This is a genomic window from Streptomyces sp. NPDC001156, from assembly GCF_053598275.1.
The window spans coordinates 1-11,265 of record NZ_JBSFJX010000238.1 but is presented as its reverse complement, the minus strand read 5'-3'; the positions used below and the strand labels follow the sequence as shown (position 1 = coordinate 11,265).

Below are 11,265 nucleotides of genomic sequence, written 5' to 3'. Positions count from 1 at the left end.
GAAGCGTAAAGAACTCCCATCATCGCAGGTCACAAGGCACTTCTTCATTTTCCCAAGCGTCATCCACAGGCATCGGTCGGTGGATCGAGGCTTAGTGAGCCTGAGCGTTGCTCAGCCTTGGGAGCCAATCGCCTTCGTGCCCTGGTACTGAACGACAGGAGTCGCCAGCCCGCGTGGCACGTCCCTCCGGACGCTGGTCGATCGGGCCGCAAGACCCGACCGAGGAGGGTGCCCGACGTCGCCTGGGCGCCGGGCGTGCGCGTGGCACTCTGCCACAGGTTCACTACGCTTCGCTAATCCAACTGGTGAGCCCGCCCTACGGCCAGCCGTTCGGCGTGAAGCTCCTCATCGTGCTGACCCGGTCACTCTGCCCGGGCGCAATCGCGCTCAGGCCTGGTCCACGTCCCCGAGCCAACTGGACTCCGCACGGGAAGGTGGACCAACCGTGCGCGCCGAGGTAGTGCACCGTCTGCCTGACGGCAGAGTCCGACTGGCACGTCGTCCGCCACCCACACGAGCGCCTTCCTGCGTGAATTCCACTGTGTCGAAGATCAGAACTCTTGCTTGTTCCGATAAGTGGGGGAGGACGCAGGTGATGCGTTGGGTGCGCGCAGCGGGGGCAGGGCCGGCGTCCATTGTCCCCGGACGGCCAGGTCTGCCTCCCGACGGCTTGCCGGGGTGCGGGCAAGTGCGAGCACGGCCAGGTCGTCTTGGCGTTCGCCGTCGGTCCACTGCGAGACGCTTCGGACGAGGGCGTCGACGACGTCCTTGGGGTGCGCGCCGGTGCGTCGGGTCAGCGTTGCTGTGGGGTCGTAGAAGGTCCCGTGCCGGTTGCGGGCCTCGAGTACGCCGTCGGTGAGCATCAGGACGGTGGCGTTAGAGGGCAGGGGGAAGGTGTCCGGGGTGCTGTCCTGAGCGGCCTCGGGCAGGCCGGTGCCGAGCGGCGGATCGGGTGTTGTCGGCTCCGGCTGTGTGACCTTCCCCGCGTGCAGAAGGTACGGCGCGGGGTGACCCATGGAGAGCAGCGTGACGGTGTCACCTCTGGCCGGGATTTCGGCAAGCAAGGCCGTGGTGCAGCACTCGGCGCCCTCTTCGTCGGCGTGGCAGTCTCGCTCGAGTGCGTGATCCAGACGTTGCGCTAGCACTCCAAGGTCGGGAGCGGACTCTGAGGCCTCGCGGAAGGTGCCCAGGACGGCGGAGACGGCGGGTACGGCGCGCAGGCCTTTACCGACGACATCGCCCACGATGGCGCGCAGCCCGAAGGGTGTCTCCTGGACCGCGTACAGGTCACCGCCGATCCTGGCCTCCGTCTGAGCGGGCTCGTATCGGGCGGCGACGCTGAAGGATCCCACGCGGTCGGGTGGTGAGGGCAAGACGGCGCGCTGTGCCGCTTCCGCGATGTCGCGGGCCACAGTCAGGCGGCCGCGCTGCAGAGACAGCAGGTGGCCGACCCACAGGCCGATGAGGCCGATCAGCCCGACCACACCCAAGTCCACCAGAGTCGCGGGCAGGGGACGACCGATCCACAGATCGACGGCAACACCGGCGAGGCATGCCGCAGCAGCGACACCGATGCATGTGCGGATACGCATGACGACGCACCCCACAAGGGGGGCCGCGGCCGGCAAGGGCAAACCCATATACGGCGCGGGAGCGAAGAGATCTGCCGCCATGCCGCCGAGGATCAAGAACGCGGGAAGCAGACGGGTAATTTTGATAGCGGTGGGATCCACGTTGGCGGCGGGAGCGGGGGCATGAGACGTCACTTCCTCCGGTGGGCGGACGACAGTGAGGCAGGTAGGCAGAATGGCTGGTGCCTTCAGGACGCGCAACCTGCCGGTGGGCATGGTGCGCTAAAGGTTGTCCCGTAACCGGTGGGGCGGTTGATGCGTTGGCTGGGCATGGGTGGGGTGATCTCTGCGGATGATCCGAAGTGGATCGAGCCGTTCTCCGGGCTGACCGAGGTGCAGTTCGCCAGGCTGGTGGCGCTGGTGCGGCGCCGTGGCGGCGATGTCCAACGGGGTCGTCCTTGGCGACTGCCGCTGGAGGATCGGGTATTACTGGTGGCGACGTACTGGCGGACGAACCTCACATTGCGGCAGGTGGCGCCGCTGTTCGGGATCTCGAAGTCTGCGGCCGACCGGATCCTCGATCACCTGGCACCCCTGCTGGCCATCTCGCCGGCCCGACGGCCGCGCAAGGACACCGTCTACATCGTCGACGGCACCCTGGTGCCCACGCGGGACCGCAGCATCGCCGCCTCGAGCAAGAACTACCGGTACTCGACCAACCTCCAGGTCGTCATCGACGCCAACAGCCGTCTGGTCGTCGCGATCGGCCTCCCGCTGCCCGGCAGCCGCAACGGCTGCCGGGCCTTCACCGAGTCCGGCGTGGACCGGGCCTGCCGCGGAGCCCCGACCATCGCCGACGGCGGATACCAGGGGCACCGGCCTTCTCATCCCACACCGCAAGCGACGAGGTCAGACCCGCCTCAGCCCGCAGCAGGAAGCGGAGAACGCCGTCCACCGCCGGGCGCGAGCCCGGGTCGAACACGCCCTGTCGCGGTTGAAGAACTGGAAGATCCTGCGGGACTGCCGCCTCAAGGGCAACGGCGTTCATCAGGCGATGCTCGGCATCGCCCGGCTCCACAACCTGGCCCTCACTGGATAACTCACACCCCATACGGGACAACCTCTAGTACTGCAATCACAGTTGAGGAGTCTGGCCTCGGCGTTTGTAGTGGCTGAGGCGAGCGCGTGTCTGACTGAGCCGTCTCCACCATGACCAGTGCAGATGGTGATTCGGCGTGAGGTGTTGTGGGCGCAGGAGCAGTCCGATCAGGCGGCGTATCTCCGCGACGGACAGGGGTATCAGGCGGGTTTGTCCAAGATCGCTGCCCCCTTTGACAGCTCCTGGGCACGGATGGCGGTCAGTGCGGCGAGGGCGGCCATGGACAGGGTGATGTGTCGGTACCAAGCGTCGTAACGGCGGACCTGGTAGTGGTCCAGGCCGCACTCGTTCTTTGCGGCCTGGAAACATTCCTCGACCTGCCACCGGGCCCCGGCCACCCGGGCCAGGTCCCTCAGCCGTGTGCCGACCGGGCCGTAGCAGACGTAGTAAGCAATCTCGGTGGGATCGGTGAGACTGCGGCGGGTCAGCACCCAGTGGCCAAAGCCGTTCTCCCACCAGATCCGGATCGGCACCCGGGCCCAGTCGTAGAGCCGCTGCCCGTGGGCGCCTGGACCGGCGGGCAGCCGCTTCCACGCCTGCCGCGGCAGGCTGGCCACCAAGGTGTCAACCCGGACCTCGGCGCCTCGGGCGGTGATGACGGTGTCGTTGACCTTGGTCGCCAGCACGTGCGCGACGCTGCGTTGCTCCAGCCAGTACCGCAGTCGCTTGACCTGCCCGTATGCCTCGTCGGCGGTCACCCACGCGAACGGCACTTTCGCGTCCAGAGCGCGCTGGAGCATGGCCTGGAAGTGCTCGATCTTCGTGGCGAACGGCAGATTGTCCGGGACGCCGGCCGACCGGCACCGCTCCCGGTCGTCCGTCCAGGACTTCGGCAGATACAACTCCGGTCGATCAACGCCCGCCCTCGCCGGGAGGCGTAGGCGAGGAAGGTACCAATCTGGGAGTTCTCCGTCCGCCCTGCAGTGCCGGAGTACTGCCTCTGTACGCCGGCCGACCTGGTGCCCTTCTTCAAGAACCCGGTGTCGTCACCGATCAGCACTGCGTCCTTGTCACCGATGCTCTCGATGACGAAGTCACGGACGTCATCGCGGACTCCATCAGCGTCCCGGTCAGCCTCGCCCAGCAGCCGCTGCATCCCGATCGGATGCGCCTCACCAGCACGTTCAGCCAGCGACCACCCATTCTTGCGTTCCAACGGCGCAACCAGCCCGGCCATGTACTCCAGCGCCCGGCCCCGCGGCTCCGAGCGGGCAAACCGCGCAGCGAACCGCGCGTGTAACCCCGCCAACACCTCACGCCATGACTCGACTTGACGCACACCAAGATCCACAGACACCAGGACACTCAATCACACCAGACCCCCTAACTGTGATTGCAGTACTAATACCCCAGCCGCTGTTTGTACCAAGCGCGCAGTGCCTGACTGCTTGGAACCCGGACCTTCCGCTCGACCATCCACCCGCTGTCTTCGTGGCCTCCTCGGGCGTCGTCGGCAGAGAGAACGGCCGCTCGACCCCCAGGGCCATGTGCCCCTGGATCCGCTCGGGATCGTAGGGCACCGCACACACCGTCACCGGAACTTCCCGGCTGCCCGGCTGCCCGCGGTGCGTCACCGGTGCAGGGACTCGGCGACGGCCGGGTCCTCGAGCACGGTGACGCACCAGGCGAAGTGCTCGTCACCGCCGCCCGGCGCGAAGGCGTCGCTCGTGGCCATCGCATAGGCGGCCCGGTACAGCAGGAGGTCGTCGACCGCGTAGCCGAACTCGTCGGCGAACCGCGTGGTGAGCTGCCGGGTGATCTCCGGGGCGTGCTCGGTGCCCGCCGGGAAAATGGCCGCGGCCACGGCGGCGTCGAACCGGGGGTCCCCGCCCGTGGACAGGAAGCCGTAGTCCACGAGGGCGAGCGGCCGCAGGTCGTCGTCCACCAGCACGGTCTCCGGGAAGACGTCACCGTGGACGACCGCCTCGTCGGTACGGGGCAGCGAGCGCAGCTTCCGAAGCAGCCGGGCGCGCGTGTCGTCGAAGTCGCGGACATGCGTGGAGAGCCGGTCCGCGCATTGGCTGACCCGCCGGTCCACCAGGTCCGCCAAGGCGGATCCGAAAGTGGTGTGGCCCTCCCACAGCGGGCGTTCCTCGTCCAGCACAGGAAGGTGCTTGACCTCGTCGACGTCATGGGCGTCCGCGAGGGCGCGCAGCACGCCGACCAGGCAGTCGACCGCTTCGGGCAGCACCTCGTCCGGGTCGTCGGTGCGGATCCTGCCCGCCAAGGGCTCGCCGGTCAGCTCCCGCTCCACGGTCATCGGGACACCGTCGATGTCCTCGACGGCGAGGATCTCCGGGGAGCCGAACGGCAGGTGCGCCGCGGCATCGGCGTAGAAACGCTGCATCCGCCGCAGTTCGGATCCCCGTCGGCGCTCCCACACCTTGGCCACCGTTCCGTCCCCGAGTCGGTAGACGGCTCCCTCCACCGCCGCCTCGACGGGCCCGGCGTCGGGATATCCGGCGTCGACGAAATGTCGTACGCGCCGGGCCGTGGTGTCCCGTATCGCATCGGACATCTCGTGCCTCCTTCCGCCCCCGGCGTGAACGACCGGCCGGTCGGCGGGGCCGACGCCGGGACCATCTCCCACGGTAGGCCCCTCGCCCGCGCGACACCCGGTGACGGAGCGCTGCCGGGCGCCGTGCGGTCCGCCACGCGTATACGGCGGAACAGTGCCGGCGGATCCTGCGTATCCGGATCCGACAGTGGCTGTTCCTTCGTACACTGGCGGCCGTCGCCCGCCGACGGCCGCGTCCGGCCACTGAGCGGGGACCCGCCGACGGGCACCATGCACTGCGGCGTCCGTCGGCCGCAGCCCCCTACCGCTCATCCGGCCGTGCCCCGCCCGGGACGCAAGCCGAACTCGACCTTGCAGGATCGTGGGCGGAGCGGGAGGCGGCCCTTGACCAGGGCGCACGGCGAAGGGCCGCCCGGGGCCCCTCAGTCCTGTCGTAGCAGGGCGTTCCCACCTTAGAGCCGAAGCTGCGATTCAGCGCTACCGACTAAGTAGTGCTTCGTTAGGTTGTGGGCTGTCTGCGGCTGCTCTGAGGGTTGGGCAGGGGGCGTCCGCGGGTGGTACAGGTGCCGGCCCAGCACCTCAGCAGGTCCTGAAGAATGTCGAGGACCTGGTAGAGGGTCAGGCCGGTGTGCGGACTTTTGGGTCGAGCCGCCTGAGAGTGAGGAATGCCTGGGCGGCGGTGACGAGGGTGACGTGATGGTGCCAGTCGCGCCAGGTGCGGCCCTCGAAGTGGTCCAGCCCGAGACCGTGCTTGAGTTCGCGGTAGTCGTGTTCGATCCGCCAGCGCATCTTGACCCACCGCACCAGGTCAGCGGCCGGTGTGGTGGCGGGCAGGTTCGATATCCAGTAGTCCGTCGGAGTGTCATGGCCGTCCGGCCATTCGACGAGGAGTGTCTGGACGGGCAGGACGCCGTCCCATCGGTTGCGGCCGCCGCCCGCCTCCTGAGCTGCGGCCAGGGAGTGCTTGCCCGCAGGCCGTACTGTCAGCACCGCGAACCGTGAGGTCATCGCGCCTTTGCTGCCCTGCCTCCAGGTCACTTCGGTGAACTGCTTCGCTCCCGCCTGCGCTGCGAGGACGGAGACGGGTGGGCCCTGGTACTTCCGGTGGTTCACCGTGCTGTTCCTGCTGGTCACGGTGGTCCGCGGGGGCACGTGGCGGCTCACGTGGGTCCGGCAGGCCGTGCCCGCCCCCGCTCCGCCCGTACCGGAGCCCGCCCCGTGGGGCTTCGGCCCGGACTCGTCCAGGCAGGTCCACCAGGGCCGCACGGCTCGACCTGTCAGGCCGAGGCAGTCGCTCAGGGCTGCGGCTACCGTCGTGGGGAGAGCAGATTGCCACCGGAGGAGGAAACGACGATGGCCGGCACCGAAACGCTCGACCGCAGCACCTGGGAGACCGCCCTCAACCAGATGACCGAGGAACACCAGGGGGAGTTCGTCACCATCGAGGTACTGGACCCCGAGGTCGGGCACCAGTACGAAGCCAACCGGCTGCCCTTCGCCACCATCGTGTACGACCCGAAGGACGACGTAGTGGCCGTCTCCGTCGGCGGACGGTCGCCGCGCTACCCCGTCGTCCTGCGGCACCTGGTGTGGCACCCCAGGGAGATCGACGTCGCCACGCAGGACATTCCCGAGCCGGCGGTCCGGACAGTCGACAAGGACGGCACCGCCACGCTGATCACCTTCTTCCCCCAGGAATCCGGCACGGAGTCCTGACCCCTGAGGCGCGCCCGTCGCCGGCAGCCGTCACGGCACCTCGTATGACAAACCCGTTTGTGATCACTAGATGGGTGACGGGCCGACTTGGGGATCTAAAGGCTGTCCCGTAACCGATCTTGTTGCCCGGCGAACGGCGGGGCGCCGGGCTGATTAGGTCGGGTTTACGCGGCCTGGAGCAGGTTGTGGAGACGGGCGATGCCGAGCATGGCGGTATGGACGCCGTCGCCCTTGAGGCGGCAGTCGCGGAGGATCTTCCAGGTCTTCATCCGCGCGAAGACGTGCTCGACGCGGGCGCGGACCTGCCTGTGCGAGTGGTTGTGCTCCTTCTTCCAGCCGCACAGTTCGTCGCCAGCCGGGCGCCGGTGCGGGATGACAAGTCCGGTGCCCTGGTAGCCGCCGTCGGCGATGGTCGTCGTCTTGCCCACCGCGGCAGCGGCACCCGACTCGGTCCAGGCCTTGCAGTCATTGCGGTTGCCTGGCAGCGGGCGGCCCACGGCGACGACCAGGCGGGTGTCAGCGTCGACGACGACCTGGTGGTTGGTCGAGTAGCGATAGTTCTTCGACTGTGCGGCGATGGAGCGGTCCCGGGTGGGCACCAGCGTGCCGTCCACGATCAGCACGGTGCCCGGGCGGAACTGGCTGCGGGCCTTGAGCGCGAGCAGCGGGCCAATGTGCTGCAGCATGCGGTCAGCTGCCGACTTGGACACACCGAAGAGCGGCGCAAGCTGTCGCAACGTCAGGTTCGTCCGCCAGTAGGCAGCCACCAGCAGAACCCGGTCCTCAAGCGACAGTCCCCAGGGGCGTCCCGGACGTACTCCATCGGCGCCCTCGCGTCGCAGCGTCACGATCAACGTGCGGAATTCCCGCGGAGTCAGCCCCGTGAACGGGAGTATCCACGAGGCTTCCGATGCGGTGATCACACGAGGCATCCCGTGATCTTCGCATCGGCCAGCAGAGTCCGGAGGCAGGCAGCGGGGTCCCGGACGCCCCCGCGGGAATGTCCTCGTTCTCTGCCATGCTTCGCGCGTGGCTTCTCCTGGCTCCCGAACGAAGACGACCGATGTGTGGTCGCTGCCCCAAGACGAGCAACTCATTGGGCAGCGCATCAGCGAAGCCCTGCCGCGCTCCGGCTGGCTGTGCAGTCACCCCGGCCCGAAGGGCCTTCACCAGGTGCATCTGCATCGCCAACTCGGTGAGGCCCTGAGCTGCGGCGGTCGGCAAGCGTTTCTGCTTCTGCCGACTGGGGCCCGGGCACCTGAGGACGTCCTGGTGGACGACGCCGTCGCCCCCAGATCCGACCTCGGACACTCGGCCGTCGTGCAGTTCCTTTGCTCACGCCGCCTACAGGACGGCGAGGGCGAAGTCTTCGAAGCCGGCCGTCTCGCGGTGCGCTGGATCGAGTAGGAGGTCGGGCCGGAGAGACACCACCTCCTGACCGAGGAGACGCGCCTTACCTGGAAGGCCCTGCGAGCGGCGACCAGGCCAGCCATCGTCCAGAACGCGCAGGGCCGACGAATCTCCGGCACGAGGGGGAGAGTTCCTGCGGCGTACTCGGTGAGGGCGCGGCTCATGATCCAGATGAGAGGCAGGCCCTCGGACTTGGCGCGGGCTCCGGCGGCGTCCCATACGCCTTTGGCGATGTTGGGGGCGCGCTCACTCTCGCCTACTGCAGGCATGTGTGGCTCCCGTTGTCGCGGTTGCAGTTCTACCTATTGAAACGGCACTACGGATCGGATCGGTATGCCCTCGGGGGCACCTCCATCCGTTGATCTTGCGGGGGTATCCCCGGCTTCAGCCGGGGAGGGAAACTCGTGCGGCCGCCGACGATCTCCAGCATGTTCGTGGTGGCCGTGCGATGTCAGGGCACGGGGGGCGCGCTAGCCTCGCGGAGGGGAGTGGAGGAGGCGCTCATGCGGGTGGTTGTCGTTGGCGCGGGATTCGGCGGGATCGCAGCGGCGATAGAACTCGGGCGGTACGGGTTCGATGATCTGGAGATCCTGGAGGCCGCGCCCGAACCGGGCGGCACCTGGTACTTCAACCGTTACCCGGGCGCGGCCTGCGATGTGCCCAGCCATCTGTACTCCTACTCCTACGCCCAGCGCTCGGAGTGGTCCCGAATCTGCTCCCCGGGCGACGAGATCCTGGAGTATCTGCACGCGGTGGTCGCGGAGTTCGGCGTCGAGCGGCTGATCACCCCGGGCACCAGGGTTACCGCCTGTCGCTGGGAGGAGCGCTCCCGCACCTGGAAGGTCTCCGTCGAGGACACTGACGGGCGCCCCGGCGCCACCCGCACCGCCGACGCCGTGGTGATGGCCACCGGGCAGCTCCACCAGCCGGCCCTGCCCAGGATCCCCGACCTGGACTGCTTCTCCGGCCACAGCTTCCACTCCGCACGCTGGGACCATTGCTACGACCTGCGCGGAAAGCGGGTCGCGGTGATCGGCACGGGGGCCAGCGCGACCCAGTTCGTCCCCGAGATCGCCGACCGAGTTGCGGGCCTGACGGTCTTTCAACGCACACCGAACTGGTATCTGCCGCGGATCAACCGCTCCTATGCGCGCCCGGTGCGCGAGCTCTTCCGGCGTGTCCCCGTGACGCGGAGCCTGTGGCGCAGCCTGATCGCCTGCTACGCGGGGTCGTTGACGGTCGCCATCCGCCACCCGCGCACTGCGGGCCGGCTCGGCGGGGCGCTCTCCGCCGCGTTCATGCGCAGGCAGTTGCGCGATCCCGAGGTGCGCCGCCGTGCTCTGCCGGACTACCAGTTCGGCTGCAAGCGCGTCCTGTTCAGCTCCACCTTCCTGCCCGCCCTGCAGCGCGAGAACGTGGAGCTGGTGACCGAGTCGATCGTCCGGATGCGGCCGGAAGGCCCGCAGACCGCGGACGGCCGGGTGCACCCGGTGGACTGCGTCATCTACGGCACTGGCTTCCGCACCAACGATTTCGTGTTGCCCATGGAGGTCATCGGCACTGGGGGTCGCACGCTCAGCGAGGCCTGGTCCGGCGGCCCGCATGCTCATCTGGGCATCACGGTCCCCAGGTTCCCCAACCTCTTCCTGATGTACGGGCCCAACACCAACACTTCCGGGGGCTCGATCATCTTCTATTTGGAGGCCCAGGCCGGCTATCTGCGCCAGGCGCTGCAGTGGGTCCAGCACAACGGCGCGGCCGCGATCGAGGTGCGTCCGGAGGTCGAGGCCGCCGGGGACCGCGCATTGCAGGCCCGATTCGCGGGGACAGCGTGGACCCGCTGCGACTCCTGGTACCGCGACGCCACAGGCCGGATAGTCGCCAACTGGCCCGGCTATATGCGGGAGTACAGGGAGCGCACCCAGGTGCTGGACCCTGAGGAGTACAGGCTCATCAGCTCGGATTGAGCCTCGATCCAGCGAGTTGATGTAGGGGCTTCGCGACTCGTGCTGGAGCCGTGGAGGAGGCGGGATCTCGGGGTGTGGGGTGCGGAAACTCACGCATGGCCTGTGACCAGGCACTTTGCGATGGACGTCCATCCTGGCACGCTCGGACTGCATGCGCGGGCCTCCTGAAAACAGCCACACTCGGCCCCGCGAGGAAGGCCACAGTGACTTCCAAACTCAGGTTCTGGCTCAACTTCTGTTTGCGCCGTGAGGCGCTGTTGGTTCGAGTGGAGATGGAAGACCTGCACCAACCCGCGGTCGCAGCAGCAGGGTTGAAGCTGAGGGCAGCGTCTCTAATCAGCTATGCGATCCTGAGTTGGATTGTGTTTCCGGGATCGTTTCCCACCGTGGTGGGGAGGCGTGGGCGTGGAGGTGGAATCCCGCGCCGAGTGCTGCTCCTCGTGGCCGGTGGCCGGTGGTGGGTGTACTGATCGTGTTCACGTCCTGGTGCCGGTCGGCTGCGCGGGGCAGTTGGGTTCGGCCCGTGGGTGCGTGTCCCTCCGGACGCTGGCCAGCAGGGCCGCACGGGCGGCCTGCTGGGGAGGGTGCCCTGCGTCGCCTGGGCGCGGGGCGTGTGGAACATGGCCGGGTGGGGCCGGTCTTCGACCGGTCCTTCCGGCTGGTCTTCGATGTCGTGGTGAGGACTGCCTTCGACTCCAGCTTGTCGACGACCGAGCGGATCATCATGAGGCCGCTGGCGCGGTCGATGACGGTCTTGGTCTGATGGGCCAGGCCGCGGGCTGCGATACGACGCCAGGCACCGTGGTCGCGATCGCCCTGCCAACGGCACTCCTGGTTGGGGCAGATGGCCCATTTCCATCCCGCGATGGTGGGCCGGTCGGGGGCTTTGCGGTGCCGCAGCGGGGTCAGGCAGTGCGGGCACAG

6 protein-coding genes and 4 pseudogenes are annotated in these 11,265 nt (G+C 68.2%); 4 read left to right on the top strand and 6 right to left on the bottom strand.

Going from position 1 to position 11,265, the window contains the following annotated elements:
* Nucleotides 1-551 precede the first annotated feature (551 nt).
* Nucleotides 552-1,592, bottom strand: coding sequence for a PP2C family protein-serine/threonine phosphatase (locus tag ACWDA7_RS45070; protein ID WP_450612987.1), 1,041 nt, complete (start codon nt 1,590-1,592; stop codon nt 552-554).
* Nucleotides 1,593-1,901: 309 nt separating this feature from the next.
* On the opposite strand from ACWDA7_RS45070, the pseudogene ACWDA7_RS45065 reads away from it, so the two are divergent.
* Nucleotides 1,902-2,670, top strand: a pseudogene (locus ACWDA7_RS45065) (transposase).
* A gap of 200 nt (nt 2,671-2,870) precedes the next feature.
* On the opposite strand, the pseudogene ACWDA7_RS45060 reads toward ACWDA7_RS45065, so the two are convergent.
* The 3 genes and pseudogenes from ACWDA7_RS45060 to ACWDA7_RS45050 form a co-directional block, all read right to left on the bottom strand.
* Nucleotides 2,871-4,009: pseudogene (locus ACWDA7_RS45060) on the bottom strand (IS701 family transposase).
* A 291-nt stretch (nt 4,010-4,300) separates the two neighbouring features.
* The gene (locus ACWDA7_RS45055; protein ID WP_450612985.1) at nt 4,301-5,248 is read right to left on the bottom strand and encodes a phosphotransferase family protein; all 948 of its coding nucleotides are present in this window, start codon (nt 5,246-5,248) and stop codon (nt 4,301-4,303) included.
* 618 nt (nt 5,249-5,866) lie between these two features.
* A pseudogene (locus ACWDA7_RS45050) lies at nt 5,867-6,304 on the bottom strand (transposase); the annotation flags it as partial.
* A gap of 297 nt (nt 6,305-6,601) precedes the next feature.
* Between ACWDA7_RS45050 and ACWDA7_RS45045 the strand changes: the two are divergent.
* Nucleotides 6,602-6,964, top strand: coding sequence for a DUF5335 family protein (locus ACWDA7_RS45045; protein WP_388446795.1), 363 nt, complete (start codon nt 6,602-6,604; stop codon nt 6,962-6,964).
* A gap of 164 nt (nt 6,965-7,128) precedes the next feature.
* Here ACWDA7_RS45045 and ACWDA7_RS45040 read toward each other — a convergent pair whose 3' ends face one another.
* Nucleotides 7,129-7,896 carry a transposase gene (locus ACWDA7_RS45040; protein WP_450612983.1) on the bottom strand — a complete coding sequence of 256 codons (768 nt, stop codon included), beginning with the start codon at nt 7,894-7,896 and terminating at the stop codon, nt 7,129-7,131.
* Nucleotides 7,897-7,993: 97 nt separating this feature from the next.
* On the opposite strand from ACWDA7_RS45040, the gene ACWDA7_RS45035 reads away from it, so the two are divergent.
* A complete protein-coding gene (locus tag ACWDA7_RS45035; protein WP_450612981.1) occupies nt 7,994-8,371 on the top strand; it encodes a hypothetical protein in 378 nt (125 codons plus the stop codon).
* Nucleotides 8,372-8,877: 506 nt separating this feature from the next.
* Nucleotides 8,878-10,341, top strand: a complete 1,464-nt coding sequence (locus tag ACWDA7_RS45030) for a flavin-containing monooxygenase (protein WP_450612979.1) — start codon at nt 8,878-8,880, stop codon at nt 10,339-10,341.
* Nucleotides 10,342-10,677: 336 nt separating this feature from the next.
* On the opposite strand, the pseudogene ACWDA7_RS45025 reads toward ACWDA7_RS45030, so the two are convergent.
* A pseudogene (locus ACWDA7_RS45025) lies at nt 10,678-11,265 on the bottom strand (zinc ribbon domain-containing protein); the annotation flags it as partial.